We start from the raw sequence: 25,695 nt of genomic DNA, 5'->3' as shown, positions 1-25,695 counted from the left end.
GGACGCCGACTCACCCACACCGGACCCGAGTGGGGACGAACCGCCGATTCGGGTCCGGTCAACTGTCCTTCCACACCAGCACGGTGAGCACCACGCTCGTCACCGTGACCGGCTCGGGCGACTGGTTCAGCAGTCGTACGCGCATACTGCGGCCCGAGAGGAGCCGCTTGGTGAGGGGGACTACGGCGAAGGCGCCGCCGTTCGTCGCGGAGATCTCGTGGATCGGGTGGTCCGCGCGGTGCTCGGAGCCCTCGAACTCGGACATGCGGGCCTGGACCACGCCGTCCGCAGGCAGCCCGTCGATGCGCAGGCTGAGCGAGCCGGTGAAACGGGCCGGTCCGCGGGCGAAGACGCTGCCGTCCGCGGCGTGGTCGCCGGTCTCGTCGGTCCACTCGGCGGTGAGCTCGATCGAGTCCCAGACGCCGGGCGCCAGTTCGTAGGGGTCCGAGATTCCGAGGTTCACGTACTCGGGCATGGGGTCGTCTCCTTCCCACACCCCGGCCGGGAGGCGCAGGCATGCGGCGAGGTCGCTGCGGAAGTCCTTCATGTCGAAGCCCCGGGGGTCCGGCTTCTGGTCCGACCACTCCAGGTGGCCGATGGCGCTCTTCGCGCTCCAGCCGTGCGCCCGGCAGATCGCCGCGGTCCCCTTGACCATGGCGACGTACTGCACGCGAGGCCACGGGTCACGGCCGTCGCCCTCGTTCTCGCACTCCCAGCCGTAGAACCGGGAGTTGCCGTCGACGGCGCCCGCGCTGCCCTCGTGCTCGTTCGTGGCCGGCGGGTGGGCGCCGTAGGACTCGTTGATCACGGCGGCGAGCACATCGGGGTCACCGCCCCCGGCGTGGTTGGCTCGGCCGTTGCCGGTGAGGTGGACGGTGCCGTCCTTGGTGATGCAGCCGGTGGCCAGCGGGCCGGGTAGGGCACTGTGCCCGTGGTAGATGAGGCTGACGACGTCGGCCCCGGGGCCGGTGACGGTGTGGTGGACCATCACACCGTGCACGGGCCCCCAAGGGCCGACGTGGTTGCGGTTGTTGGTGCGCCAACCGCTGATCTCGCGGACGGTGCAGCCCTCCGCGCGCAGTGCGGCGACCAGCGGGCCGGCTTTGAGTGGCGTGGCCATGTTCGGCCCCCTTTCCCTGCTCGGTGCCTGAGCACCGCGGTGTTCATGCCCGGAGGTACGCAGGGGTACGCAATGACACTCACGTACGAGCGCTCCCCATTTCGTGACTCCCGCCCCACCTCGACCGCGCACCCCCCATCGACCGTCGGCCCCTCGTCGGCCGTGGGGCTCACGGCCACGAGTGCCCTGCCGACCGTGAGCCCCACCTCGGCCGAGAGCGCCATGTCGACCGTGAGCCCCACCTCCCCGGACCACCCTTGCCCTCTCCTCGGCCCCTCCTTACCCTGACTTTGTGCCGCAAATAAACAAACCCCGCTCGCACAGCGCTGTGCCGGGCACCGCCACCGACCTCCGCCGCCTCCGGATCGCTCTCACCGTCTTCTTCGCGCTCGACGGCTTCGTCTTCGCCGGCTGGGTCGTGCGCATCCCCGCCATCAAGGAACAGGTGGGCGCCTCCGCCGGCTCCCTCGGGCTCGCCCTGCTCGGCGTTTCCGCAGGCGCGGTCGTGACCATGACGCTCACCGGACGCCTGTGCCGCCGCTACGGCACCCACCCGGTCACCGTGGTCTGTGCGGTCCTGCTCTCCCTGAGCGTCGCGCTGCCCCCGCTCACCCACTCCGTGCCCGCCCTCACCGCGGTGCTGCTCCTCTTCGGCGCCGCGTACGGCGGGATCAACGTCGCCTTCAACAGCGCCGCCGTCGACCTCGTCAGCGCCCTCGGGCGGCCGATCATGCCCAGCTTCCACGCCGCGTTCAGCCTGGGCGGCATGGTGGGCGCGGGGCTGGGCGGGCTGGTCGCGGGCAGCCTCTCCCCCGCCCGGCATCTGCTCGGGCTCGCGGTGATCGGCCTGCTGGTGACCCTCTTCGCCGGGCGCGTCCTGCTGCGCACCGAGCCGGCGCGGCCCGCCGTGCCGCGGAGCCGTACCGGCAAGGGCTCCGGGCGCCCGGACCGGCGCACCCGGGGTCTGGTGATCGTCTTCGGCCTGATCGCCCTGTGCACGGCGTACGGCGAGGGCGCCATGGCCGACTGGGGCGCGCTCCATCTCGAACAGGACCTGCACGCCTCACCGGGGACGGCGGCGGTGGGCTACGCCTGTTTCGCGCTCGCCATGACGCTCGGGCGGCTGACGGGGTCGGTCCTGCTGCAACGGCTCGGCCGGACCCGTACCGTCGTCCTCGGGGGCGGCACCGCGGCGTTCGGCATGCTGCTCGGGGCGCTCACGCCGTACGTGTGGACCACCCTGGTCGGGTTCGCCGTCACGGGGCTCGGCCTCGCCAACCTCTTCCCGGTCGCCATCGAGCGCGCCGGTGCGCTCGCCGGTCCGAGCGGGGTCGCGACCGCCTCCACGCTGGGCTACGGCGGCATGCTCCTCGGCCCGCCCGCGATCGGCTTCATGGCCGAGTGGTTCTCCCTGCCCACGGCGCTGACCAGCGTCGCGGTGCTCGCCGGCGTCGCCGCGGTCATCGGCGTGGCGACGCGGCGGGTACCGACGGCCTGAGCGGACGCCAGGCCGGAGGCCGCTGAACCAGTACCACCCGACCGGAGGCCGAGCCTCAGACCCGACGGAATGCCGCCGGACCAGTACCCACCCGACCGGAGGCCGCCCGACCGAAGGCCCGCCCCGCGCCTTCCGGGGCCGGCGCGCACGGCCTCCCGCGCGCTCTCAGGCCCGCGCCAGCTCCGCCGCCCCGAAGGACACGTCGAACCGGTCGCACCAGATGCTGACGCTGCTGTACCTCGTCAGATCGAGGTCGGCCGGGACCGTGTAGTTCTGGCTGCCCTTGTTGCCCTTGAGCTTGCCGAGGCTGACGTGGCGCCCGTCGTCGAACACCCGCCAGCCGGCCGTGCCCTCCTTGACGGGAGCGTCGGTCAGCAGGACCCGCAGGTCGGGGCCGTTGCTGGTGTCGAGGTCCTCCAACCGGACGACGTGGGAGCCGTCCGCCAGCCGGACCAGCCGCACGCTGCCCGTGGTGTCGTGTTCGTGGCTGATCAGCTCGCCCCGCGCGAGGGTCCGCGGCCCCGGCGTGGCGGTCGTGGGCGCACCGGCCTCGGGCGTGCCGGTCGCGGGGGCCGCGCTGCCGACCGCGACGGGCAGGGTCTCGTCCACCGTCTCGTCCTGCCACAGCTTCCACGGCTGGAACCAGTAGAGCCCGAACCCGACACCGGCGACGGCCACCACCAGCACCCCGGCGATCCAAGACTTCCGCACGCGCCCCATGATCGATCCCCATCTCCAAGAGTTCCGTTCCCCCACCCATTCCAACGGATCACGCACCCGCGGGGCATCCCGGATCCGATGACGAAACCCTTACGTCGGCGCCTCCTGAGGCAGACTCGCCAGCATGAAGACTGCCGATTTCATCAACATCCTGGGCCGGGAGGGCGAGTTGCTGGCCACGGCCGCCGAACGGGCCGGCACCGACGCCGAGGTGCCGACCTGCCCGGGCTGGCAGGTGCGCGACCTGCTGGGGCACACCGGGGTGGTGCACCGCTGGGCGACGGCGTTCGTCGCCACACCGCACACCACTGCGCGGCCCCTCGGGGATCACCCCGCCCTGGACGGCGCAGAGTTGATCGACTGGTTCCGCGCGGGGCACCGCGATCTGGTGGACACCCTCACCGGTGCCCGGCCCGACGTGGAGTGCTGGCACTTCCTGCCCGCGCCGTCGCCGCTCGCCTTCTGGGCCCGCCGCCAGGCACACGAGACGACGGTCCACCGCCTCGACGCGGAGTCCGCGCGGGGCGGCGCGCCCGCCGCGATCGACCCCGCCTTCGCCGCCGACGGCATCGACGAACTGCTCCTCTCCTTCCACGCCCGCGCCAAGAGCCGCGTCCGCACGGCCGAACCCAGGATCCTGCGGGTGCGGGCGACCGACTCGGACGACTCGGTGTGGACGGTACGGCTGTCGGAGGAACCGCCGGCCGCGGTGCGCGGGGAGGCCGGCAGGGCGGACTGCGAGGTGTCCGGGCCGCTCGCGCTGCTGTACCCGGCGCTGTGGAACCGGCTGGCGCTCCCGGAGGTGACCGGCGATGCCGCGGTGGCGGAGCTGTGGCGGGAGAACTCCGGCATCATCTGAGGCCGCGCGAGCGCACGAGTGGCCGTCGACGTCGAACGGGAACGGCCACCCGCGCGACGGAGGTGTTGGGGCTCAGCCCGTCAGCATCCTCGTCAGCACCGCCCGCTGCACCGGCAGCGCCGCCCCGTGCAGTTCACGCCCCTTCGCCGTGAGCGCGACCTTCACTCCGCGCCGGTCCTCGGGGCACATGTGACGGTCGACGAGACCGTCCTTCTCCAGCCGGGCGATCAGCCGCGAGAGCGCGCTCTGACTCAGATGGACATGCTCGGCGATCTCCTGCACACGCTGCGCGCAGGTGCCGCCCGCGAGCACGTCGAGGACCTCGAAGTCGCTTCCGCACAAGCCGTGTTGGCCGAGGGCTCGATCCAGTTCGCACTGGGTGCGCGCATGCAGGGTGAGGATGTCCCGCCACTGGTCCACGAGCGCCTGCTCGGCCTTCTTCGCCGCCATGGCCGCACCGTAGCAGAGAACCGAGTTTGTTGCATCGGAATTAAATGCATTTGCATTCCATGCATGCGCATGTAGTGTCTGCGCCATGACCTCTCCGCTCACCGCTCCGACGTCAGAAGGACGTTGGACGCCCCGACTGTGGGGCACCCTCCTGGTGCTCTGCGCCGCGATGTTCCTCGACGCCCTGGACGTCTCGATGGTCGGCGTCGCCCTGCCGTCCATCGGCGAGGACCTGGGCCTGTCCACCTCGACGCTGCAATGGATCGTCAGCGGCTACATCCTCGGCTACGGCGGACTGCTGCTCCTCGGCGGACGCGCCGCCGACCTCCTGGGCCGACGCCAGGTCTTCCTCGTGGCCCTCGGTGTCTTCGCGCTCGCCTCCCTGCTCGGCGGGCTGGTGGACTCCGGACCGCTGCTCATCGCGAGCCGCTTCATCAAGGGCCTGAGCGCCGCCTTCACCGCCCCCGCGGGCCTGTCCATCATCACCACGACCTTCGCCGAGGGCCCGCTGCGCAACCGGGCCCTGGCCATCTACACCACCTGCGCGGCCACCGGCTTCTCCATGGGCCTGGTCCTCTCCGGACTGCTCACCGAGGCCAGTTGGCGGCTGACCATGCTGCTGCCCGCGCCGATCGCCCTGATCGCACTGGTGGCGGGCCTGAAGCTGCTGCCGCGCAGCGCCCGCGAGAAGGACCACAAGGGGTACGACATCCCCGGCGCCGTCCTCGGCACCGCCTCGATGCTCCTGCTGGTGTTCACCGTCGTCCAGGCCCCCGAGGCCGGCTGGGCCTCCGCCCGCACCCTGCTGTCCTTCCTCGCCGTCGCCGTCCTGCTGACCGCCTTCGTCCTGGTCGAACGGCGCTCCCCCGGCCCCCTGGTCCGGCTCGGCGTGCTCCGCTCCGGCAACCAGATCCGCGCCCAGCTCGGCGCCCTCGCCTTCTTCGGGTCGTACGTCGGATTCCAGTTCCTGACCACCCTCTACATGCAGTCCCTGCTCGGCTGGTCCGCCCTGCACACGGCACTCGCCTTCCTGCCGGCGGGCGCGCTGGTGGCGCTCTCCTCGACGAAGGTCGGCTCGATCGTCGACCGCTTCGGCACCCAGCGCCTGATCGCGGTGGGCTTCGCGCTCATGGTCGTCGGCTACGCGCTCTTCCTGCGCATCGACCTCGACCCGGTGTACGCGGCCACCGTCCTGCCGTCCATGCTGCTGATCGGCGCGGCCTGCGCCCTGGTCTTCCCCTCGCTCAACATCCAGGCCACCAACGGTGTGGACGACCACGAGCAGGGCATGGTCTCGGGTCTGCTCAACACCTCGGTGCAGGTCGGCGGCGCGATCTTCCTCGCCGTGGTGACCGCGGTGGTGACCGCGGGCGCGCCGGACGACCCCACCCCGCAGGCGGTCCTGGACAGCTACCGCCCCGGCTTCGTGGTGGTGGCGGGCGTCGCCGTCGCGGGCCTGCTGATCACACTGACCGGCCTGCGCCGCAAGCGCACCGAACACCGGTCCGTCGTGGTCGCCAAGTCCACCGTGAGGGAGGCGGAGTCGGACCGGGTTCCGGTCCGCGACTGACGGGGCCGCCTCCGACAGGGTGCCCGGCCGGGGTCGCTCACCCGGCCGGGCACCCGGCTGTTTCACCTGCCGGAGGACGGGGGACGGCGCGGCAAGGCGCAACAGGGCGCGTTCGTGGGCGGGTTCAGCCCAGCCAGCCCGGCCGCACCAACCCCGACTCGTAGGCGAGCACCACGAGTTGGGCCCGGTCACGGGCGCCCAGCTTCACCATCGTCCGGCTGACGTGGGTCTTGGCGGTGAGCGGACTGACCACGAGCCGCCGGGCGATCTCGTCGTTCGACAGCCCCATGCCCACCAGGGCCATCACCTCCCGCTCCCGCTCGGTGAGTTCGACGAGCGCGTCGGCCGCCGCGGGTTCCTTGGAACGGGCGGCGAACTCGGCGATCAGGCGGCGGGTGACCCCGGGGGAGAGCAGAGCGTCCCCGTCGACCACGGCCCGCACGGCGCGCAGGAGTTCGTCCGGCTCGGTGTCCTTGACCAGGAACCCGGAGGCCCCGGAGCGAATGGCCTCGAAGACGTACTCGTCCAGTTCGAAGGTCGTGAGCATCACCACCCGGACGCGCGCCAGCCGTTCGTCCTCGGCGATCCGCCGGGCCGCGGCGAGACCGTCCAGCACGGGCATCCGGATGTCCATCAGGACGACGTCGGGGGCGAGTTCACGCGCCGCGCCGAGCGCCTCCGCCCCGTCGGCCGCCTCGCCGACCACCTCGATGTCGGGCTGCGCGTCGAGCAGTGCCCGGAACCCGGCCCGCACCAGTGACTGGTCGTCGGCGAGCAGTACGCGGATCACCGGTCGTCCTCCTTCGCGGTGAGCGGCAGCACGGCGAGCACCCGGAACCCGCCGTCGGCCCGTGGGCCCGCCTCGATCGTGCCACCCAGGGCGGCGGCCCGCTCGCGCATCCCGGCCAGCCCGTTGCCGCTGCCGCCCGCGTCGGCGCCGGTGGCGGGGCCGTCGTCGTCGACCCCGATACGGAGGTTCCCGTCACCCTTGTCGAGGCGCACGCGCGCGTGCCGTGATCCCGAGTGCCGTACGACGTTGGTGAGCGCCTCCTGGACGATCCGGAACGCGGCGAGGTCGGTGCCGGGCGGCAGCGCGGGCGGGGCGCCCCGCACCTCGACCGTCAGTCCGGCGCGGGCCGCCTGGTCCACCAGCTCGGACAGCCGGTCCAGTCCGGGCGCGGGCGCGCGCGGCGCGTCACCCGGCGCCCGGAGCGTGCCGAGCACCTGCCGCACCTCGCCGAGGGCCTCCTTGCTCTGGGCCTTGATGGTGGTCAGCGCCGTGCGCGCCTGCTCGGGATCGGAGTCGAGGAGCGCGAGCCCGACGCCCGCCTGGACGTTGATGACGGAGATGCTGTGCGCCAGCACGTCATGGAGTTCCCGGGCGATCCGCAGCCGTTCCTCGTCGGCCCGCCGCCGGGCGGCCTGCGCCCGCTCGGCCCGCTCCCGCCGCCACTGCTCCCGCCGGGCGCGCGCGAGTTCAGACAGCGCCCCGACGGCGACCACCCACGCCGCGATCACGCCCTCCTGCCCCCAGGGCGCGGCCGAGTCCCCGTCCGGCGGCAGCCACTGGTACAGCCAGTGCGCGACCAGCACATGCCCCGCCCACAAGGCGCCCATGGCCGCCCAGGCGGCCCGGCGGTGCCCCGCGACGATCGCGGCGAAGCAGGCGATCGCGACCGTGAGGAAGACCGGACCGTACGGATATCCGGCGCCGAGGTACAGCAGCGCCGCGACCGCCGTACCGAAGGCCACGGCGACCGGGTACCGCCGCCGCCACAGGAGCAGCAGCCCCGCCACCAGCAGCAGCACACGCGCGAGGACGTCCAGACCTGCCCGCTCACCCGCCTGCTCCTCGGCGGCGAAGTGCGAACCGGCGAAGACGAGGACCGTGACCAGCAGGGTCGAGCGCCAGGGCCACCGCCCCGCGTTCTCCTGCCGCCACCACGGGGGCCCACTCCGCCACCAGTACGGGGGACCGGCCTCGGGCACGCGCTGCTCCTCCATGCCCGCCACGCTAGACGCGCTCCCGGCCCGGCCGCGTCACCCACGCGTGGTGATCACGTGTACTCCCGGGGAAGTACGGCGGGGCGGGGGCGGGGTGACCCGGGCGGCCGGGATGACCCGGGCAGCCGGGGCCGACGTCGAGGCCGGGGGCGGGACCGGGCAACCCTGCGAGCGGCCGGGGCCGACCGGAGGGTCGCCGCACACGCCGAACGGCGAACCGGTGGGCGAATCCGGCACCCGCAGGTGCCGGTACCCCCAGAGCCCGCACCCGCGGGAACCCCCCGCGCCGAGCAGCGGTCAGCGCCCCGCGCCGGCCGGTCCCGTCTGCGGGTACACCAGGCCCACACCCAGCGCGAGCTGCGACGCCGCGTGCCGGAAGAACCGCTCCCGCTCCTCGACCACCCGGTGGAACTGGCCGAACACCTCGAACCCCACCAGCCCGAACAACTGGGCCCAGGCCGCGACGAGGGCCACCGCCGTCCCCGGGGGGAGGTCGGGGGCGAAGTCGGCCGCCATGCGCTCGGCCTCGGGGCGCAGGTCGGCGGGCAGGGGCGGCTTGGCCAGGCCGAGGCCCTGATGGGCGTCGCGCAGGATGCCGATGAGAACCTCGCCCACCCGCGCGGCGGCCGGGACCGTGGTCTCCGGGGCGCTGTACCCGGGGACCGGGGACCCGTAGATCAGCGCGTACTCGTGCGGATGCGCGAGCGCCCAACGCCGCACGCTCTCGCACACGGCGATCCAGCGCTGCGCGGGGCCGACGTCCGCGAAGTCCTCGCAGGCGGCCTCGGCGCTCTCACCGACGGAGTTGTAGGCGTCGATGATCAACGCGGTCAGCAGGTCGTCGCGGCTGGGGAAGTAGCGGTAGAGCGCGGAGGACACCATGCCGAGCTCACGGGCCACTGCGCGCAGCGACAGCTTGGCGGCACCGTCGGCCGCGAGCTGTCTGCGCGCCTCGTCCTTGATCGCCGCGGTGACCTCGATCCTGGCTCTGGCCCTGGCGCCCTGCGGGGCGCTGCCGTGTGCGGTCGTCATGCGCGGAGTGTCCCACGAATGCGAGAGCAGTGCACACAAGCGAGAGCAGTGCGCACAGAAGAGAGCAGTGCACACGAGCAAGAGCGGTTCACGCAAACAAGATCGGTGCACTCACACGAGATCGGCGATCGAAACGGGATCGCCGCCCCGAAACGAGAGCACTTATCTAAAAAGAGAGCAGTGCTCTTGCTTTCGCATGCCAATGTCGGCCACACTGTAGGCACAGCAAGCGAGAGCAGCGCTCACGAAAGAGAGCACCGCTCACGCAGAACGCCCATCGCTTGCCGCCCAGCACGCAGCACGAGCACCGCTCACACAAAAGAGCGCCGCTCACCAAAGAGAGCAGCGCTCCACCAACTCAGGGGGTACCCGATGTCCGCACACGTCAAGAAGCCCGGCTGGTTCACGGTCAACGTCCTCAACCGCACCGTCGCCTGGCTGACCCGCCGCGGCTTCAGCGTGTGGGGCTCCCGCGTCCTCGCCGTCCGCGGCCGCAAGAGCGGCCAGTGGCGGACCACCCCAGTGAACCTGCTGACGATCGACGGCCGGCACTACCTCGTCGCGCCACGCGGACACGTCCAGTGGACCCACAACATGCGCGCCGCCGGCGGCGGCGAGCTGCACCTGGGCAAGAAGGTGGACGCCTTCACCGCCACGGAGATCGCCGACGACGACAAGGCCCCCCTGCTGCGCGCCTACCTCAAGCGCTGGAAGGCCGAGGTCGGCGTCTTCTTCAACGGCGTCGGCCCCGACTCCCCCGAGGCCGACCTGCGCCGCATCGCTCCGGACCACCCGGTCTTCGAGGTCACCTTCGGGAACTAGACCCCGGCCGCCCCGGAAAGCCCCGAGGCCTCAGATGCCGGAAACGGTTCCGGCACCGGCTTCGTCCCCGTCGCGGTCGCCCGAACCAGCAGCCCCCGCCGCGTCCTCGGCACCCGCTCCCGCTCCCGCGCCCCCCTGCCGCCGGTCCAGGGAGAACAGGGCGCGCTGGGCCACCGGATGGCTGCGCATCAGCTCCCCCAGCGTCGTGGCGCCGCGGGTGATGTCCATGAACGCCCGCCAGGCGGGCCGGAATCCGGTGAGCGCGGCGTGGAACAGCCCGGGGCGGCGCTCGAAGGCGCTCAGCAGCCGCTTGCCGACGCTCATCTCCACACCGAGCCCGGCCTTCACGGCGAAGGCGTAGTTCAGGGCCTGGCGCCGGGCGTCCACCGCGTCGTGCGCCTCGGCGATCCGGACCGCCCACTCCCCCGCGAGCCGCCCCGACCGCAGGGCGAACGAGATGCCCTCGCGGGTCCAGGGCTCCAGCAGGCCCGCCGCGTCCCCGCACACCAGGACCCGGCCGCGGGACAGCGGCGAGTCGTCGGCACGGCAGCGCGTCAGATGACCGGAGGAGATGCTCGGTTCGAAGCCGGCGAGCCCGAGCCGCCCGATGAAGTCCTCCAGGTACCGCTTGGTGGCGGCGCCCTCGCCGCGGGCCGAGATCACACCGACCGTGAGGGTGTCGCCCTTGGGGAAGACCCAGCCGTAACTGCCGGGCATGGGGCCCCAGTCGATGAGCACCCGCCCCTGCCAGTCCTCGGCGACGGTGTCCGGCACCGGGATCTCCGCCTCCAGCCCCAGGTCGACCTGGTCGAGCTTGACCCCGACATGGGCTCCTATCCGGCTGGCGCTGCCGTCCGCGCCGACGACCGCCCGCGCGAGCACGGTCTCGCCGCCCTGGAGGACCACGGCGACCGTGCGCCGGTCGGGCACCGCCGAGCCGTGCTGTTCGACGCGCTGGACGGTGACGCCGGTGCGCAGTTCGGCGCCGGCCTTCTCCGCGTGCTCGACGAGCTGCTGGTCGAACTCGGGCCGGTTGATCAGGCCGAACAGCATCTGCCTGGAGCGGCGGGTGCGGGCGAAGCGGCCGTTGTGGGAGAACGTCACCGCCTGCACGCGGTCCCGCAGCGGCAGTTCGAAGCCGGGCGGAAGACAGTCGCGCGAGGGGCCGATGATGCCGCCGCCGCACGTCTTGTAGCGGGGCAGTTCGGCTTTCTCCAGCAACAGCACACGCCGTCCCGCGACCGCCGCCGCGTACGCGGCCGAGGCTCCCGCCGGTCCCGCACCGACCACGACGACGTCCCACACCCGCTGCACGTCGTCCGCCGAAGAGTTCTCGCTGCTCACGATGGTCTACTGCTCCTGATCAAGCCGCCTGCCGCTGCTGTCTCCCGCATCCTACGGCGGCGGTCACCGCAGGTCGTTGTGGGAGGATCGGCCGCGTAGGCGCCCACCGCACCCGGCGGGGCCTACGCTCACACGATCAGCCGTACACAGAAGTACGCACACGTACAACGTCGCACCTACAAGGAGCGTGCCCATGTCGTCGAATTCGGTCGCCGAAACCGTCGCCTCACTGATGCCGAGGGCGAAGGAGGAACTCACCGAGCTGGTGGCGTTCAAATCGGTGGCGGACTTCGACCAGTTCCCCAGGAGCGAGAGCGAGGGCGCCGCGCGCTGGGTCGCGGACGCGCTGCGCGCCGAGGGGTTCGAGGACGTGGCCCTGCTGGACACGCCGGACGGCACCCAGTCGGTGTACGGCTGCCTGCCGGGTCCCGAGGGCGCGAAGACGGTGCTGCTGTACGCCCACTACGACGTGCAGCCGCCGCTCGACGAATCCGGCTGGCTGACCCCTCCGTTCGAGCTGACCGAGCGGGACGGCCGCTGGTACGGCCGCGGTGCCGCCGACTGCAAGGGCGGCCTGATCATGCACCTGCTGGCGCTGCGCGCGCTGAAGGCGACCGGCGGTGTGCCGGTGCGGGTGAAGGTGATCGCCGAGGGTTCCGAGGAGATGGGCACCGGCGGCCTGGAGCGGTACGCCGAGGCGCACCCGGAGCTGCTGGAGGCCGACACGATCGTCATCGGCGACGCGGGCAACTTCCGGGTCGGGCTGCCGACGGTCACCACGACGCTGCGCGGGATGACCATGCTCCGGGTGCAGGTCGACACGCTGGAGGGCAATCTGCACTCCGGTCAGTTCGGCGGCGCCGCCCCGGACGCGCTGGGCGCCCTGGTCCGCGTACTGGACTCGCTGCGCGCCGAGGACGGCTCGACGACGGTGGACGGGCTGACGCCGGATTCCGCCTGGGACGGACTTCCCTACGAGGAGCAGCAGTTCCGTGCGGACGCCAAGGTGTTGGACGGGGTGGAGCTGATCGGTTCGGGCTCGGTCGCGGACCGGATCTGGGCACGCCCGGCGGTGACGGTGCTCGGTATCGACTGCCCGCCGGTGGTCGGCGCGACCCCGTCCGTGCAGTCCAGCGCCCGCGCGCTGATCAGCCTGCGGGTGCCGCCGGGCGTGGACGCGGCCGAGGCGACGAAGCTGCTCCAGGCCCATGTCGAGGCGCACACGCCGTGGGGCGCGCGGGTGCGCAGCGAGCAGGTGGGCCAGGGGCAGGCGTTCAGCGCCGACACGACGAGCCCGGCGTACGGGGCGATGGCCCGGGCGATGGCCGAGGCCTACCCGGGCCAGGAGATGCAGTACGCGGGGCAGGGCGGCTCGATCCCGCTGTGCAACACTCTCGCGGCCCTCTATCCGCAGGCCGAGATCCTGCTGATCGGCCTCAGCGAGCCGGAGGCCCAGATCCACGCCGTGAACGAGAGCGTGTCGCCCGAGGAACTGGAGCGGCTGTCGGTGGCGGAGGCGCTGTTCCTGCGCAACTACGCGGGCGGCTGAGCACCGGCCACCGGGAGCGCAGGTCCCGCAAAACCACGCGGGAGACCGAGCGCCCGCCACCGGAAGCGCAGGTCCCGCAGAACCACGCAAGCGCCTGAGCACCGGCCACCGGAAGCGCCGCACCCGCGGAACCACGCGGGCGCCTGAGCGCCCGCCGCCCACGGCGCCCGACCTCCGGCCTCGGGGATCCTGGCCCCTCACGGTGCCGGAAGCCCTGCCCAGCTTCCGGCCCCGCCTGGATCCAGGCCCGTCACGGCACCGGAACCCCGGCCTCCAGGTAGAGCGCGGCCCCGCGCTCGCGGGCACGCAGGGCCCAGCGCAGGCGTTCGTAGCGGACCGGCGGCAGGAGGTCGGCGGCCTCCTGTTCGGTGACGAAGCGCCAGGCACGCAGTTCGGGGCCGGGCAGCAGCAGCTGCCCGGCCCGCGCGGCGTCGAGTCGGCCGCCGTCGAAGAGCAGGCGCAGACCGCCGTAGCCGGGCGGTGCGGGCGGTTCCCAGTCGACGACGAGGAGCCGGGGCACCTCGGTGAGGTGGATCCCGGTCTCCTCGGCGACCTCGCGGATGCCCGCGCGCGCGGGCGCCTCGCCGGGTTCCACGACCCCGCCGGGGAACTCCCAGCCGGGCTTGTACGTGGGGTCGACGAGCAGGACGCGGTCCTGCTCGTCGAAGAGGAGGACACCGGCGGCCAGCGTCTCGGCCGTCGGCTCGGGCGTCTGCACGATGTCGCAGACCGGCAGGGCGCCGGAGGCGAGGGTCTCGGCGATCCGGGCGGCCGTCTGCCGCGGGGTGAGCCGGCCGTTGTCGACGGGGTGGGCGTCGGCGGTGAGCCAGCCGGCGAGCGCGGAGCGGTAGGTCTCGATGTGGTCGTACGCCCATGTCCGGGTGCGGAGTTCGCCGTCCGGGACGTCGGGGACCTCCCGGTGGGCTATACGGTCGCGCAGGATCGTTTCCGCCGGGGCCAGGAGAATGTGCCGCACCGCGATGCGGCGGGCTGCGAGGCCGCCGAAGATCTCGTCGCGGTACTCCTGGCGGAGCAGGGTCATCGGGACCACCAGGGTGCCGCCGAGTTCGGCGAGCATCGCGGCCGCCGTGTCGATCACGAGGCGCCGCCAGATCGGCAGGTCCTGGAAGTCGCCGACCTCGGCGAGGTGTTTGGGCGGGAGCAGGTACGGGAGGGCTCCGCCGATGACCTCGGGGTCGAAGAGCGTGCTGTTCGGGATCAGTTCGATCAGTTCCCGCGCGGTGGTGGTCTTCCCCGCACCGAAAGGCCCGTTGATCCAGACGATCACAGACTCCCCCTCTTCTGTTGGCCCCCTGTGGCTTGCCCGCTCCACCCTGCCACGGAAACCAGTTCCAGTTGAGGGCGCACACAAGGGGGCGCCGGTGCCCCCTGGTGCGGGGACGCCGGCGCCGGGCCCGGTGGGGGCGGGGCTCAGTCGCCCTGCCCGAGGGCGTTCTCGTCGACGGCCAGGCTGTCGCTGGCGATCGTGGTGTCGAGGGTGCTGAGGGTCTTGTCCACGTCGATGTCGGTGAGGTCGCTGCCCAGGGAGTGGGAGGGCGTGATGGCCGCGACGACGAAACCGGTGGCCAGGGAGGCGATGGCGAGCATGCTGCGCTTCTTCATGACCGTCTCAACTGCGCAGCCGGACGAAGGTCACGCGAGAGGTAGGAGCCAGGGGGCACCGGGGGCTCGTACGGCGCCCCCGGGGCCCGTTCCGGTGCCCGGCGGGTCACACGCGCCTACGCCGCCGCCGGCCCCGCCCGACCCACGACCACGGCACCGCGAACCCCGGTCAACCCACGAGGCCGTCCCACAGCCGAGGCACCGCACACCCCACCCGACCCACCAGGCCGCCCGCACCCGAACGCCCCGACGGCACCCCCAGCCCCCAACCCGCCGACACCCCAAGCATGAACGTTCCTGCCGGTCCGCCGGCCCGGGTCACACCCGTGCGGCCTCCGCGCTCCGCGTCAGGGCCGCGGCCGCCGCGCCGACCAGGCCCGCGTCCGTGCCCATCTGCGCCGGAGTCACCGTCAGGCGCTGGACGAAGGAGAGGGTGGCGTAGTCGCCGAGCGCCTGGCGCAGCGGCGCGAGGAGGATGTCGCCCGCCTTGCCGACGCCGCCGCCGATGACGGCGATGTCGATCTCGACCAGCGTCGCGGTGGCCGCGATCCCGGCGGCCAGGGCCCGCGCGGCCCGCTCGAAGGAGGCGACGGCGACCGGGTCCCCGGCGCGGGCGGCCTCGGCCACCGCGGCGGCGGAGGTGTCGCCGTCGGGGCCGGGCAGCCAGCCGTTGTCCAGGGCGCGCCGGGCGATGTTGGGCCCGCTCGCGATGCGCTCCACACAGCCCCGCGCGCCGCACGGGCACAGGTCGCCGTCGAGGTCGACGCTGATGTGGCCGATGTGGCCGGCGTTGCCGGTGGGACCGGAGTGCAGGCGTCCGTTGAGGACCAGTCCGCCGCCGACGCCGGTGGAGACCACCATGCACAGTGCGTTGTCGTGTCCCCGGGCGGCACCCTGCCAGTGCTCGGCGGCCGTGATGGCCACGCCGTCGCCGATCAGCTCGACGGGCAGGCCGCCCACCGCTTCCCGGACCCGGCGGACCAGCGGGAAGCCTCGCCAGCCCGGCACGTTGACCGGGCTCACGGTGCCCGCGGAGGCGTCCACCGGACCCGCGCTGCCGATGCCGAGGGCGCTCACCCCCGCCCACAGCGGGGACGCGGTCAGCTCGCCGAGCACCGCCTCGACGGCACCCATCACCGTGTCGCCGCTCTCCCGGGCCGGGGTGGGCCGCTGGGCGCGCGCCAGGATCATGCCGCGGCCGTCCACGAGAGCTCCGGCGATCTTGGTTCCACCGATGTCGAGCGCGGCGACGAGGTCGGGGTGCATCAGAGTCAGTTCTCCCGGTCAACCATGGCGAAGGGGTCAGGCCGGTCTGAGGTGGGGACGCAGGCCGGTGCGTGCGGTGGTCAGTGTCTCCCGACTCTGACAACGTTGTCCAGGCTCTATGCTCGACGCCACATCCTCATACAAACCACGGGTCCCCGCATCCCCGTGGACGACAGGACAGGATCCGCATCGTGCCCGAGACCATCCGCCGTGCCGACCGCACGCCCGGAAACCGTTACGGCAATCGTCCGACGATGAAGGACGTGGCCGCTCGTGCGGGGGTCGGCCTGAAGACGGTCTCGCGGGTCGTCAACGGCGAGCCGGGGGTGACGCCCGAGACGGAGCGCCGGGTGCAGGAGGCCATCGAGGCGCTCGGTTTCCGCCGCAACGACAGCGCCCGGGTGCTGCGCAAGGGCCGTACGGCCAGCATCGGGCTGGTCCTGGAGGATCTCGCCGACCCGTTCTACGGCCCGCTCAGCCGCGCGGTCGAGGAGGTCGCGCGGGCGCACGGCGCCCTGCTGATCAACGGTTCCAGCGCCGAGGACCCCGAGCGCGAGCAGGAACTGGCCCTGGCGCTGTGCGCACGGCGGGTGGACGGCCTGGTGGTGATCCCCGCCGGGGACGACCACCGGTATCTGGAGCCCGAGATCCGGGCGGGCGTGGCCACGGTGTTCGTGGACCGTCCGGCCGGGCAGATCGACGCCGACGTCGTCCTGTCGGACAACTACGGCGGCGCCCGCGACGGGGTGGCGCATCTGATCGCCCACGGCCACCGCAGGATCGGCTTCATCGGCGACATGCCCCGCATCCACACCGCGGCCGAGCGCCTGCGCGGCTACCGGGCGGCGATGGAGGACGCGGGGATACGGGTGGAGGACTCCTGGATGTCCCTGGGCGTCACCGGCCCCGAGCGGGTGCGCAGGGCGGCCGAGGAGATGCTCTCCGCGCAGCGGCCGGTCACCGCGATCTTCACGGGCAACAACCGCGTGACGGTCACCGTGATCCGGGTCCTGGCCGAGCAGGCCCGCCAGGTGGCGCTGATCGGTTTCGACGATCTGGAACTCGCCGACCTGCTCCAGCCCGGCGTCACCGTCATCGCACAGGACGCGGCGGCCCTCGGCCGCACGGCCGCCGAGCGTCTCTTCCGCCAGCTCGACGGCACCCTCACCGGCCCCGAGCGGATCGAGCTGCCCACCCGCCTGATCACCCGCGGCTCCGGCGAACTGCCCCCGGCGGACTGAGCGTTCGATGGAGGAGCGCACCCTCACGGCACTGGGGCTCCACGAGGCGCCCCGGGACCATCCGCTGCTCTATCCCGGCCACTGGCCCTCGGACTCCGCCCTGCTGGACGGCGACCGCCTGCTCCCCCTGGACCGGCTGGTCCACCCGGACCGCACGCCCGTGCTCGCCATCGGCTCCAACGCCTGCCCGGGCCAACTGCGCCACAAGTTCGACGAGTTCGGCATCGACTCGCCGGTGCCGATGGTCAGAGCCCGGGTCACGGGCGTGGAGATCGGGGTCTCCGCCCATGTCAGCCGGCTGGGCTATGTTTCGGCGTCGCCCGTCCACGCGCCGGGCAGGGAACGGGAGTTGTTCGTGCTGTGGCTGAACGCCGAGCAGCTCGCGGTCGTCGACGCCAGCGAGGGAGTGCCGCTCCCCCACGGCAACTTCCGGCGCGCCTGGCTGCCGTCCGGGGCGGCGCGGATCGACCTGGCGGACGGCACGACGCTGCCGGGCGTGCACTCCTACGTCAACCGCCGGGGCGTGCTGCACGACGGTGCGGGAGTACCGCGCAGCCATCCGGGCCAGCGGGAGCTGCTGACCGAACTCCTCGCGGGGATGCCCCGGTTGAGGGAGCTGTTCGGGGCGAGCCCGGAGGAGTTCTGCGCGCGGGCGCGCGCCGACCGGCTGCTGTGCGAGCGGGGCACCCGGCTGTTCGCGCGGGCGGGCCTGGTGACCTCGCACGGCCTGGAGCGGTACGTCCCTCAGCAGATCGGGAGTCCGGGGACCGGCTCGTCGTTGTCGCCGCCGGGGATGTAGACGTCGCTGACGTAGACGTCGGAGTTGCCGCTGTCGTCGTCGGTCCTGGCCCACCAGACGTTCGTCCACTCGCGGTAGGTCTCGCGGCGGCCGAGGTTCGCCTGGCAGTAGAAGTAGTTGGTGCCGGCCCGCAGGACGCCGACCTCGGTGCCGTCGGCCGTGTAGGACTTCGCGGTGCGCGAGAGCCGGCAGCTGTACTTGCCGCCGCCGATGGGGTGGCAGGCGGACACGTCCGTATCGGGTGTCGAACTCGGTGTGGGGGTGGGTGTGGGCGTCGGGGTGGGGCTCGGTGAGGGCGTCGGGCTCTTGTCGTCGTCCTTGCGGGTGGGCTCGTCGTCGGCGGCGTCCGAGTTCTTCGTGGTGCTCGGCGCGGAGGAGGCGGGCGGTCCCGCGGACGTCCCCGTCCCGTCGGCGTCGGCCAGCAGGGCGGCGGTGACGCCGGCCGAGGTCAGGAGGGCGGCCAGGGCGGCGGCGGCCAGCAGGACGCGGCCCCGGCGGCGCGGACCGTCCGGGGGGCCGACGGCGGTGGCGGGTGCCTGCGGGGTGTCCTGGGAGCCGGGGGTGTGCAGCGGCGGACGGGGGGCCGGTGTCCCGGACTCCGGAGCCGGGGCGACGACGCCGCGCTCGGTCGGCGCGTGGTCCGGCGGCACCGTGGCAGCGGCGCGGCGCAGGGTCGTCGTACGTCTGTCCCCGCCGCCCGACTCGGCGACCGTGCGCAGGAGTTCGCGTGCCTCCTCGGCGCCGGGGCGGGCCTCGGGACTCTTCTCCATCAGCCGCCCGAGGACGGGGCCGAGGGGTCCGGTGCGCTGCTGGTCGGGCAGCGGGTCGGAGACGATCGCGGTGAGCGTGGCGAAGGCGGAGGTCCGGCGGAAGGGCGCGCCGCCCTCGACGGCGGCGTACAGCGTGGCGCCGAGCGCCCACACGTCGGACGCCGGTCCGGGGTCGGCGCCGCGGGCCCGCTCGGGCGCCAAGTAGTCCAGGGAGCCGACGAGTTCGCCACTGCGGGTGAGGTGGGTGGCCGAGCCGTCGCCCGGGTCCTCCATGGTGGCTATGCCGAAGTCGGTGAGCACCACCCGGCCGGACCGGTCGAGGAGGATGTTGCCGGGCTTGACGTCGCGGTGCAGGACTCCGGCGCGGTGGGCGGCGGCCAGCGCGTCCATCACCTCGGCGCCGATCGCCGCCGCCTCGTACGGGTCGACGGTGCCCCGTTCACGGACCACGTCGTCCAGGGAGGGCCCGTCGACCAGCTCCATGACGATCAGCGGACGTCCGTCGACCTCGGTGACGTCGTGCACGGCGACCACCGCGGGGTGGCGCACCCGGGCCGCCGCGCGGGCCTCGCGCTGCATCCGCAGCCGCAGGGCGTCGAGTTCGGGGCCGTCGGCGTCGATGTAGGTGCGCAGTTCCTTGACCGCGACCTCGCGGCCGAGCACCTCGTCGCGGGCCCGCCAGACCACGCCCATGCCGCCTCGGCCGAGCTGGGCCAGGACCCGGTAACGCCCGGCCAGCAGGCGCCCGTTGCCGTCCGTCTGTCCGTACTCCCCCGAAGACACCGCTGCCCCGATCCTGTGTGGTCCCGCCCTGCGTGGCGTACAGCCTAGAGGCAGCGGTGACAGCGTTTCGCGGGGTCCAGTACGGCTAGCTGCCGGAGACCGTCAGGTCGCCGCGGCGCGGGGAGGCGAAGCCCTCCAGGTCGGCCCTCGTCAGTCCGGTGCGGCGGGCGACCTCGGCGGTGTCCAGGGCACCGCAGTCCAGGCCGCGCAGCAGGTAGCCGCTGAGGGCCTTGGCGGTGGCGGGTTCGTCCATGACGTCGCCGCCGGCGTGGTTGGCGTAGCGGGCGAGGCGGGCGGCCGCCTGTTCGAACCCCTCGCGGTAGAAGGCGAACACGGCCGCGTAGCGGGTCGGGATGTGGCCGGGGTGCATGTCCCAGCCCTGGTAGTAGGCGCGGGCGAGGGCGCGGCGGGTCAGGCCGTAGTGCAGCCGCCAGGCGTCGTGCACCTTCTCGGTCGTGCCGACCGGGAGGACGTTGGTGGAACCGTCGGACACGCGTACGCCGGTGCCGGCGGCGGCGACCTGCATGATCGCCTTGGCGTGGTCGGCGGCGGGGTGGTCGCTGGCCTGGTGGGCGGCGGAGACGCCGAGGCAGGCGCTGTAGTCGAAGGTGCCGTAGTGCAGGCCGGTGGCGCGGCCCTCGGCGGCCTGGATCAGCCGGGCGACGGTGGCGGTGCCGTCGGTGGCGAGGATGGACTGGCTGGTCTCGATCTGGATCTCGAAGCCGAGCCGGCCGGGCTCCAGACCGCGGGCCTTCTCGAAGGCCTCCAGGAGTCGGACCATGGCGGACACCTGCTCGGGGTAGGTCACCTTGGGCAGGGTGAGCACCAGACCGTCGGGCAGCGGGCCGGCCTCCAGCAGGCCGGTGAGGAAGACGTCCAGGGTGCGGATGCCGCGGTCCCGGACGGCGGCCTCCATGCACTTCATCCGGATGCCCATGTACGGCGCCGCGGTGCCGTCGCGGTACGCCTCGGCGATCACCCGGGCCGCGCGGGCGGCGGCCTCGTCCTCCTCGGCGTCGGGGCGGGGGCCGTAGCCGTCCTCGAAGTCGACCCGCAGGTCCTCCACCGGTTCGCGCTCCAGCTTGGCCCGCACGCGGCCGTACACGGGCTCGGCGAGTTCGTCGCCGAGGCCGAGGACGGCGGCGAAGGAGGCGGCGTCGGGGGCGTGCTCGTCGAGGGCGGCGAGGGCGCGGTCGCCCCAGGAGCGGAGGGTGGAGGCGTCGAACACGTCGCCGGGGACGTAGACGGTGTGGACGGGCTGGCGGGTGCCGGGGTCACCGGGGTAGCGGCGCTCCAGTTCGGCGTCGACCGGGGCGAGGGAGGCGCTGATCTCCTCGCTGACGGCGCCCGCGAGGCTCGTCGGCACCTGCTGCTGGCCCTGACCCATCCCACACCCTCCAGTTTTCCGCTGTACGGAATCAACAATCCGTTGAATGAAGTTATCCGGGGAGGTTCCCGATGGTCAACACCATGTCCACGCGGAGCCACCGCCCCATCCCGCCGTGTTCACGCCGACCTCATGGCACGCTGGGACACTCGTGGGGCACGTCCGCAGGACTCGTCCGGCAGTTTCCAGCGAAGGAGCCCGAGTGCCGATCCACAGCCGCGTCACGCGCCGCCTGGGCCTGAAGACCGCGCTGGTGGCCGCCGCGGTGACCGTGCCCCTCTCCAGTACAGCACTGACCTCGCAGTCCACCGCGGTGGGACGACGCCCCCGCACCGCCCTGGAGGTCATGTCGTTCAACCTGCGCTACGCGAGCACCGTGGAGCCCCACAGCTGGGCCGTGCGCAGACCGGTGACCCGCGCGCTGCTGCGCCAGGAGGCCCCGCACGTCATCGGCACCCAGGAGGGCCTCTTCCCGCAGCTGCTGGACATCGACGCCGACCTCGGGCGGCACTACGACTGGATCGGCACCGGCCGGCTGCGCGGCAGCGGGGACGAGTCGATGGCGGTCTTCTACGACACCCGCCGTCTCACTCCGCTCGAGTACGACCACTTCTGGCTCTCCGGCACCCCCGATGTGATCGGCTCGAACACCTGGGGCGCCGAATACCCCCGGATGGCGACCTGGGTCCGTTTCCGCGACCGGCTCACCGGCGGCCGGGAGTTCTACGTCCTCAACACCCACTTCGACCACCGCAGCCAGTACGCGCGCGAGCGCGGCGCCGCACTGATCGCCGAGCGGATCGGCGGCTTCGCCCCGGGCCTGCCGGTCGTGGTGACCGGCGACTTCAACGTCCCCGCCCACGGCAACGCCGTCCACGACCTGCTGCTCGGCGCCGGCCTGCTCGACACCTGGGACACCGCGAAGGAGCACGGACCCTCGTACGGCACCTTCCACGGCTACCGTCCGCTGGAGCCGGACGGCGACCGCATCGACTGGATCATGGCCACGCGGGGTGTGACGGCGCACCGGGCGGCCGTCAACACCTTCGCCGTGGACGGCCAGTTCCCGAGCGACCACCTGCCCGTGCAGGCGTCCCTGAGCCTGGGCTGAACACGCCGAGGCCCCCGGCACCGCCAGTGCGGTTGCCGGGGGCCTCGGTCGGCCGGTGATCAGCCCTTGCGGGTCTTGATCTCCTCGGTGAGCTGCGGGACGACGTCGAACAGGTCGCCGACCACGCCGTAGTCGACCAGGTCGAAGATCGGGGCCTCGGCGTCCTTGTTGACGGCCACGATCGTCTTCGAGGTCTGCATACCGGCGCGGTGCTGGATCGCGCCCGAGATGCCGTTGGCGATGTAGAGCTGCGGCGAGACCGACTTGCCGGTCTGGCCGACCTGGTTGGTGTGCGGGTACCAGCCGGCGTCGACGGCGGCACGCGAGGCACCGACGGCCGCGCCGAGGGAGTCGGCGAGCGCCTCGATGAGTCCGAAGTTCTCCGAGCCGTTCACACCGCGGCCGCCGGAGACCACGATCGCGGCCTCGGTCAGCTCGGGTCGGCCGGTCGACTCACGCGGCGTGCGCGCGGTGACCTTGGTGCCGGTGGCCTGTGCGGAGAAGGTGACCGCGAGGGCCTCGACCGCACCGGCGGCCGGGGCGGCCTCCACGGCGGCCGAGTTCGGCTTGACCGTGATGACCGGGGTGCCCTTGGAGACACGGGACTTGGTGGTGAAGGCGGCGGCGAACACCGACTGGGTGGCGACCGGACCCTCGTCGCCGGCCTCCAGGTCGATGGCGTCGGTGATGATGCCGGAGCCGATGCGCAGCGCCAGACGGGCGGCGATCTCCTTGCCCTCGGCGGAGGACGGCACCAGCACGGCGGCCGGGGAGACGGCCTCGTAGGCGGCCTGGAGGGCGTCGACCTTCGGTACGACGAGGTAGTCGGCGTACTCGGAGGCGTCGTGGGTGAGGACCTTCACCGCGCCGTGCTCGGCGAGGGCGGCGGCGGTGTCGGCGGCGCCGGCACCCAGCGCCACGGCGACGGGCTCGCCGATGCGGCGGGCCAGCGTCAGCAGCTCCAGGGTGGGCTTGCGGACGGCGCCGTCCACGTGGTCGACGTAGACGAGAACTTCAGCCATGGGATTGCTCTCCTGCGGAATGCGAAGTCTGAGGGGCGGTAAGGGGGTTGGGCCTTAGATGAACTTCTGGCCCGCGAGGAACTCAGCGAGCTGCTTGCCGCCCTCGCCCTCGTCCTTGACGATCGTGCCGGCGGTACGGGCCGGACGCTCGGCCGCGGAGTCGACCGCGGTCCAGGAGCCCGCCAGGCCGATCTCGTCGGCCTCGATCTCCAGCTCCTCCAGGTCCCAGGCCTGAACCGGCTTCTTCTTGGCCGCCATGATGCCCTTGAAGGACGGGTAACGCGCCTCGCCCGACTGGTCGGTGACCGACACGACGGCCGGCAGGGAGGCCTCCAGCTGCTCGGAGGCGGCGTCGCCGTCCCGGCGGCCCTTGACCGTGCCGTCCTCGACGGAGACCTCGGAGAGCAGCGTGACCTGCGGGACGCCCAGGCGCTCCGCGAGCAGCGCGGGGACAACGCCCATGGTGCCGTCGGTGGAGGCCATGCCGGAGATGACCAGGTCGTAGCCGGCCTTCTCGATCGCCTTGGCCAGCACCAGCGAGGTGCCGATGGCGTCGGTGCCGTGCAGGTCGTCGTCCTCGACGTGGATCGCCTTGTCGGCGCCCATGGACAGGGCCTTGCGGAGCGCGTCCTTGGCGTCCTCCGGGCCCACGGTCAGCACGGTGACCTCGACGTCGTCGTCCGAGTTCTCGGAGATCTGCAGCGCCTGCTCGACCGCGTACTCGTCGAGCTCGGAGAGCAGACCGTCCACGTCGTCCCGGTCGACGGTCAGGTCATCGGCGAAGTGCCGGTCGCCAGTGGCGTCGGGCACGTACTTCACAGTGACAACGATCCTCAAGCTCACGCCGGCTCTCCTACTGCGTCGACATTTCTCTGCTGCCTACTTGCAGGCAGCATAGGCGCCTGAAGCGGCCGTTCCCGATCGGGGCGACCTGCGCTCCGACCGAAATATTACTCGTCAGTACACCCAGTTCGTTCCCGCTAAGCAAGCGCTTTGAACTGTGACCTTCGCAACGCAGCGTAATCGGAACTGGACCATTTCGCAGAACCGTCCGATACCCGGTCAGTCGCGCAGGCCGGTGAACCCGCCCTCGTGGTAGACCAACGGGCGCCCGGGACCGGCGGAGCGGCCGAGCAGGACCTCCGCCAGCACGATCCGATGGTCACCGGCCGGCACCCGGGCCGCGACCCGGCAGACCAGCCAGGCCGGGACCTCGTCGAGGAGCGGAACGCGCTCGGGGCCCTCGCGCCAGGCGGTGGGCGGTCCGAAGCGGTCGGCGCCGCTGCGGGCGAAGGTGGCCGCGAGCCCTCGCTGGTGCTCGCCGAGCAGGTGGACGCCGACGTGGGCGGCCCGCGACACGGTGGGCCAACAGGAGGAACCGGTGCCGATGCCGAAGGAGACCATCGGGGGTTCCGCGGAGACCGAGGCGAGGGAGGTCGCGGTGAAGCCGACGGGGCCGTCGTCCCCGTGGGCGGTGATCACCGCCACACCGGCGGCGTGCCGCCGGAAGACGGAGCGCAGCAGTTCGGGGGAGGCGAGCCGGGCGTCGACGTCGGGTGTGGCGGTCATGGTCACCTGGGGAGGGATCGCGCGGGGGACATCCCGTCAGACTGACGATAGGTGGTCCGTACAGTCAAGTACGTGCGGCGATGTGGGAGATGACTCACTGTCGGGTCGGCGCCTCTCACACGGCCTCGCCGAGGGCCGCGATCACGTCCGCCCTGCGGGGCTGTCCGGTGGCCCGCCGCACCACGCGCCCCTCGGCATCGAGCACCAGGACCGTGGGCGTCTTGAGGATCTCCAACTCCCGCACCAGTTCCAGCCGGTCCTCGGCGTCGATCTCGACGTGTGCCACACCGGGCACCATCGCGGCCACCTCACCCAGGACCCGCCGGGTCGCCCGGCAGGGTGCGCAGAAGGCGCTGGAGAACTGCACGAGGGTGGCCCGCTCACCGAGCGGTCCGCCCAGTTCGTCCGGCCCCAGCCGCTTCCCCTCGTCCCGCCCGCGCACCCGCACCCTCCCGTTCCGCCGCCGTTGCAGCACGCCGTACAGGCTCGCCGCCGCGAGCACCGCCACGCACACCACCAGTCCGCTCATCACCTGCACAAGCATTCATCAGACCGCAAAGATTCCCGCCTTCCGGGATCTCCCGGGCCTGCGGAATGCTTGATTCATGGACATCGACGTGAGAGGCCCCCGTTTCGGGGCCGCCGTGACGAGCGCGGTGCTGGCGGCCGTTCTGGTCACCGGGAACGCCTGGCTGCTGGCCTGGCAGACGCTGGCGTTCGCGCTGGGCACGGCCGGCGGGGTGGGCAGAAGCCCGTACGGATGGCTGTTCCGCACACTGGTTCGGCCGCGGCTGGGGCCGCCCGTCGCCTTCGAGTCGCCGGAACCGCCGAGGTTCGCGCAGGCCGTGGGTCTGCTCTTCGCGGGCCTGGGACTGGTGGGTTACACCGTCGGGCCCGAGTGGCTCGGACTCGGCGCCACCGGGGCGGCGCTCGCGGCCGCCTTCCTCAACGCCGTGTTCGGCTACTGCCTGGGGTGCGAGATGTACCTCCTGATACGGCGCGTTACGGTTCGCGCGGAGTAAGAGGACGATAAAACCCGAGGTGGATCACGGGATGACGTGACGAGGATCTCGCCCCGCACCGGCACCAGGGCTGGCTCCCCGCTCGTTCTTGGGGCACGATCTGCGAGATGCCGTAAACCTACGGCTGCGTAGCT

Annotated in this window: 25 protein-coding genes; 9 read left to right on the top strand and 16 right to left on the bottom strand. The window is 72.7% G+C overall.

Annotated elements, in window-relative coordinates:
* Positions 1 to 58: 58 nt before the first annotated feature.
* Positions 59 to 1,120, bottom strand: a complete 1,062-nt coding sequence (locus tag ABT296_RS00890; RefSeq protein WP_351922204.1) for a peptidoglycan recognition protein family protein — start codon at positions 1,118 to 1,120, stop codon at positions 59 to 61.
* 328 nt (positions 1,121 to 1,448) lie between these two features.
* Here ABT296_RS00890 and ABT296_RS00885 point away from each other — a divergent pair, with 328 nt between their 5' ends.
* The gene (locus ABT296_RS00885) at positions 1,449 to 2,618 is read left to right on the top strand and encodes an MFS transporter (RefSeq protein ID WP_351922406.1); all 1,170 of its coding nucleotides are present in this window, start codon (positions 1,449 to 1,451) and stop codon (positions 2,616 to 2,618) included.
* A gap of 165 nt (positions 2,619 to 2,783) precedes the next feature.
* On the opposite strand, the gene ABT296_RS00880 is transcribed toward ABT296_RS00885, so the two are convergent.
* A complete protein-coding gene (locus ABT296_RS00880) occupies positions 2,784 to 3,338 on the bottom strand; it encodes a DM13 domain-containing protein (RefSeq protein WP_351922203.1) in 555 nt (184 codons plus the stop codon).
* Between the two features lie 124 nt (positions 3,339 to 3,462).
* Here ABT296_RS00880 and ABT296_RS00875 point away from each other — a divergent pair, with 124 nt between their 5' ends.
* Positions 3,463 to 4,197: a maleylpyruvate isomerase family mycothiol-dependent enzyme gene (locus ABT296_RS00875; RefSeq protein WP_351922202.1), complete on the top strand. Its 735-nt coding sequence runs from the start codon at positions 3,463 to 3,465 to the stop codon at positions 4,195 to 4,197.
* Positions 4,198 to 4,269: 72 nt separating this feature from the next.
* Here ABT296_RS00875 and ABT296_RS00870 read toward each other — a convergent pair whose 3' ends face one another.
* On the bottom strand, positions 4,270 to 4,647 hold the full coding sequence (locus ABT296_RS00870) for a MarR family winged helix-turn-helix transcriptional regulator (protein ID WP_351922201.1): 378 nt from the start codon (positions 4,645 to 4,647) through the stop codon (positions 4,270 to 4,272).
* 85 nt (positions 4,648 to 4,732) lie between these two features.
* Between ABT296_RS00870 and ABT296_RS00865 the strand changes: the two genes are divergently transcribed.
* On the top strand, positions 4,733 to 6,217 hold the full coding sequence (locus ABT296_RS00865; protein ID WP_351922200.1) for an MFS transporter: 1,485 nt from the start codon (positions 4,733 to 4,735) through the stop codon (positions 6,215 to 6,217).
* A 124-nt stretch (positions 6,218 to 6,341) separates the two neighbouring features.
* Here the strand turns inward: ABT296_RS00865 and ABT296_RS00860 are convergent, their stop codons facing one another.
* The 3 genes from ABT296_RS00860 to ABT296_RS00850 form a co-directional block, all read right to left on the bottom strand.
* Positions 6,342 to 7,007 carry a response regulator transcription factor gene (locus ABT296_RS00860; protein WP_351922199.1) on the bottom strand — a complete coding sequence of 222 codons (666 nt, stop codon included), beginning with the start codon at positions 7,005 to 7,007 and terminating at the stop codon, positions 6,342 to 6,344.
* Positions 7,004 to 8,221, bottom strand: a complete 1,218-nt coding sequence (locus ABT296_RS00855; RefSeq protein WP_351922198.1) for a sensor histidine kinase — start codon at positions 8,219 to 8,221, stop codon at positions 7,004 to 7,006. The genes ABT296_RS00860 and ABT296_RS00855 overlap by 4 nt, the downstream gene beginning before the upstream one ends.
* Before the next feature lie 297 nt (positions 8,222 to 8,518).
* Entirely contained in the window at positions 8,519 to 9,253 is a 735-nt protein-coding gene (locus ABT296_RS00850) for a TetR/AcrR family transcriptional regulator (RefSeq protein ID WP_351922197.1), read from the bottom strand.
* Between the two features lie 372 nt (positions 9,254 to 9,625).
* Here ABT296_RS00850 and ABT296_RS00845 point away from each other — a divergent pair, with 372 nt between their 5' ends.
* Positions 9,626 to 10,075, top strand: a complete 450-nt coding sequence (locus tag ABT296_RS00845) for a nitroreductase family deazaflavin-dependent oxidoreductase (RefSeq protein ID WP_351922196.1) — start codon at positions 9,626 to 9,628, stop codon at positions 10,073 to 10,075.
* Between the two features lie 30 nt (positions 10,076 to 10,105).
* Here the strand turns inward: ABT296_RS00845 and ABT296_RS00840 are convergent, their stop codons facing one another.
* Positions 10,106 to 11,419, bottom strand: a complete 1,314-nt coding sequence (locus tag ABT296_RS00840; protein WP_351922195.1) for a geranylgeranyl reductase family protein — start codon at positions 11,417 to 11,419, stop codon at positions 10,106 to 10,108.
* 193 nt (positions 11,420 to 11,612) lie between these two features.
* On the opposite strand from ABT296_RS00840, the gene ABT296_RS00835 reads away from it, so the two are divergent.
* Entirely contained in the window at positions 11,613 to 12,968 is a 1,356-nt protein-coding gene (locus ABT296_RS00835) for a dipeptidase (RefSeq protein WP_351922194.1), read from the top strand.
* A gap of 250 nt (positions 12,969 to 13,218) precedes the next feature.
* Here ABT296_RS00835 and ABT296_RS00830 read toward each other — a convergent pair whose 3' ends face one another.
* From ABT296_RS00830 to ABT296_RS00820, 3 genes are all read right to left on the bottom strand, one after another.
* A complete protein-coding gene (locus ABT296_RS00830; RefSeq protein WP_351922193.1) occupies positions 13,219 to 14,256 on the bottom strand; it encodes an NUDIX hydrolase in 1,038 nt (345 codons plus the stop codon).
* 143 nt (positions 14,257 to 14,399) lie between these two features.
* Entirely contained in the window at positions 14,400 to 14,591 is a 192-nt protein-coding gene (locus tag ABT296_RS00825) for a hypothetical protein (protein WP_351922192.1), read from the bottom strand.
* A 318-nt stretch (positions 14,592 to 14,909) separates the two neighbouring features.
* Positions 14,910 to 15,857 carry an ROK family protein gene (locus tag ABT296_RS00820; protein ID WP_351922191.1) on the bottom strand — a complete coding sequence of 316 codons (948 nt, stop codon included), beginning with the start codon at positions 15,855 to 15,857 and terminating at the stop codon, positions 14,910 to 14,912.
* Between the two features lie 191 nt (positions 15,858 to 16,048).
* Here ABT296_RS00820 and ABT296_RS00815 point away from each other — a divergent pair, with 191 nt between their 5' ends.
* Positions 16,049 to 17,098, top strand: coding sequence for a LacI family DNA-binding transcriptional regulator (locus tag ABT296_RS00815; protein ID WP_351922190.1), 1,050 nt, complete (start codon positions 16,049 to 16,051; stop codon positions 17,096 to 17,098).
* Positions 17,099 to 17,105: 7 nt separating this feature from the next.
* A complete protein-coding gene (locus tag ABT296_RS00810; protein WP_351922189.1) occupies positions 17,106 to 17,897 on the top strand; it encodes a hypothetical protein in 792 nt (263 codons plus the stop codon).
* On the opposite strand, the gene ABT296_RS00805 is transcribed toward ABT296_RS00810, so the two are convergent.
* Together ABT296_RS00805 and ABT296_RS00800 are read right to left on the bottom strand one after the other, a co-directional pair.
* Positions 17,843 to 19,450: a serine/threonine-protein kinase gene (locus ABT296_RS00805; protein WP_351922188.1), complete on the bottom strand. Its 1,608-nt coding sequence runs from the start codon at positions 19,448 to 19,450 to the stop codon at positions 17,843 to 17,845. The genes ABT296_RS00810 and ABT296_RS00805 overlap by 55 nt on opposite strands.
* 85 nt (positions 19,451 to 19,535) lie before the next feature.
* A complete protein-coding gene (locus ABT296_RS00800; protein ID WP_351922187.1) occupies positions 19,536 to 20,837 on the bottom strand; it encodes a DUF6986 family protein in 1,302 nt (433 codons plus the stop codon).
* Positions 20,838 to 21,039: 202 nt separating this feature from the next.
* Between ABT296_RS00800 and ABT296_RS00795 the strand changes: the two genes are divergently transcribed.
* Entirely contained in the window at positions 21,040 to 21,948 is a 909-nt protein-coding gene (locus ABT296_RS00795; protein ID WP_351922186.1) for an endonuclease/exonuclease/phosphatase family protein, read from the top strand.
* A 59-nt stretch (positions 21,949 to 22,007) separates the two neighbouring features.
* On the opposite strand, the gene ABT296_RS00790 is transcribed toward ABT296_RS00795, so the two are convergent.
* The 4 genes from ABT296_RS00790 to ABT296_RS00775 all read right to left on the bottom strand — a co-directional run bounded on the left by ABT296_RS00790 (position 22,008) and on the right by ABT296_RS00775 (position 25,068).
* The gene (locus ABT296_RS00790; protein WP_351922185.1) at positions 22,008 to 22,970 is read right to left on the bottom strand and encodes an electron transfer flavoprotein subunit alpha/FixB family protein; all 963 of its coding nucleotides are present in this window, start codon (positions 22,968 to 22,970) and stop codon (positions 22,008 to 22,010) included.
* 54 nt (positions 22,971 to 23,024) lie between these two features.
* Positions 23,025 to 23,813 carry an electron transfer flavoprotein subunit beta/FixA family protein gene (locus ABT296_RS00785; protein ID WP_351922184.1) on the bottom strand — a complete coding sequence of 263 codons (789 nt, stop codon included), beginning with the start codon at positions 23,811 to 23,813 and terminating at the stop codon, positions 23,025 to 23,027.
* 219 nt (positions 23,814 to 24,032) lie between these two features.
* On the bottom strand, positions 24,033 to 24,539 hold the full coding sequence (locus ABT296_RS00780; protein WP_351922183.1) for a flavin reductase family protein: 507 nt from the start codon (positions 24,537 to 24,539) through the stop codon (positions 24,033 to 24,035).
* 115 nt (positions 24,540 to 24,654) lie between these two features.
* Positions 24,655 to 25,068, bottom strand: a complete 414-nt coding sequence (locus ABT296_RS00775) for a TlpA family protein disulfide reductase (protein ID WP_351922405.1) — start codon at positions 25,066 to 25,068, stop codon at positions 24,655 to 24,657.
* A gap of 76 nt (positions 25,069 to 25,144) precedes the next feature.
* Between ABT296_RS00775 and ABT296_RS00770 the strand changes: the two genes are divergently transcribed.
* The gene (locus ABT296_RS00770; protein WP_351922182.1) at positions 25,145 to 25,561 is read left to right on the top strand and encodes a DUF4395 domain-containing protein; all 417 of its coding nucleotides are present in this window, start codon (positions 25,145 to 25,147) and stop codon (positions 25,559 to 25,561) included.
* Positions 25,562 to 25,695 lie beyond the last annotated feature (134 nt).

The sequence above is a fragment of the Streptomyces sp. NPDC000983 genome, from assembly GCF_040299205.1.
Taxonomy (GTDB): Bacteria; Actinomycetota; Actinomycetes; order Streptomycetales; family Streptomycetaceae; genus Streptomyces.
The sequence above is the reverse complement of the archived record's forward strand: the minus strand, read 5'-3'. Positions and strand labels throughout refer to the sequence as shown.

Excerpts from the sequence above, each read along its gene's own strand:
- ABT296_RS00890 (WP_351922204.1), bottom strand. The coding sequence starts at position 1,120 with ATGGCCACGCCACTCAAAGCCGGCCCGCTGGTCGCCGCACTGCGCGCG.
- ABT296_RS00880 (WP_351922203.1), bottom strand. The coding sequence starts at position 3,338 with ATGGGGCGCGTGCGGAAGTCTTGGATCGCCGGGGTGCTGGTGGTGGCC.
- ABT296_RS00875 (WP_351922202.1), top strand. The coding sequence starts at position 3,463 with ATGAAGACTGCCGATTTCATCAACATCCTGGGCCGGGAGGGCGAGTTG.
- ABT296_RS00870 (WP_351922201.1), bottom strand. The coding sequence starts at position 4,647 with ATGGCGGCGAAGAAGGCCGAGCAGGCGCTCGTGGACCAGTGGCGGGAC.
- ABT296_RS00865 (WP_351922200.1), top strand. The coding sequence starts at position 4,733 with ATGACCTCTCCGCTCACCGCTCCGACGTCAGAAGGACGTTGGACGCCC.
- ABT296_RS00855 (WP_351922198.1), bottom strand. The coding sequence starts at position 8,221 with ATGGAGGAGCAGCGCGTGCCCGAGGCCGGTCCCCCGTACTGGTGGCGG.
- ABT296_RS00850 (WP_351922197.1), bottom strand. The coding sequence starts at position 9,253 with ATGACGACCGCACACGGCAGCGCCCCGCAGGGCGCCAGGGCCAGAGCC.
- ABT296_RS00845 (WP_351922196.1), top strand. The coding sequence starts at position 9,626 with ATGTCCGCACACGTCAAGAAGCCCGGCTGGTTCACGGTCAACGTCCTC.
- ABT296_RS00835 (WP_351922194.1), top strand. The coding sequence starts at position 11,613 with ATGTCGTCGAATTCGGTCGCCGAAACCGTCGCCTCACTGATGCCGAGG.
- ABT296_RS00825 (WP_351922192.1), bottom strand. The coding sequence starts at position 14,591 with ATGAAGAAGCGCAGCATGCTCGCCATCGCCTCCCTGGCCACCGGTTTC.
- ABT296_RS00820 (WP_351922191.1), bottom strand. The coding sequence starts at position 15,857 with ATGCACCCCGACCTCGTCGCCGCGCTCGACATCGGTGGAACCAAGATC.
- ABT296_RS00810 (WP_351922189.1), top strand. The coding sequence starts at position 17,106 with ATGGAGGAGCGCACCCTCACGGCACTGGGGCTCCACGAGGCGCCCCGG.
- ABT296_RS00800 (WP_351922187.1), bottom strand. The coding sequence starts at position 20,837 with ATGGGTCAGGGCCAGCAGCAGGTGCCGACGAGCCTCGCGGGCGCCGTC.
- ABT296_RS00790 (WP_351922185.1), bottom strand. The coding sequence starts at position 22,970 with ATGGCTGAAGTTCTCGTCTACGTCGACCACGTGGACGGCGCCGTCCGC.
- ABT296_RS00780 (WP_351922183.1), bottom strand. The coding sequence starts at position 24,539 with ATGACCGCCACACCCGACGTCGACGCCCGGCTCGCCTCCCCCGAACTG.
- ABT296_RS00775 (WP_351922405.1), bottom strand. The coding sequence starts at position 25,068 with ATGAGCGGACTGGTGGTGTGCGTGGCGGTGCTCGCGGCGGCGAGCCTG.
- ABT296_RS00770 (WP_351922182.1), top strand. The coding sequence starts at position 25,145 with ATGGACATCGACGTGAGAGGCCCCCGTTTCGGGGCCGCCGTGACGAGC.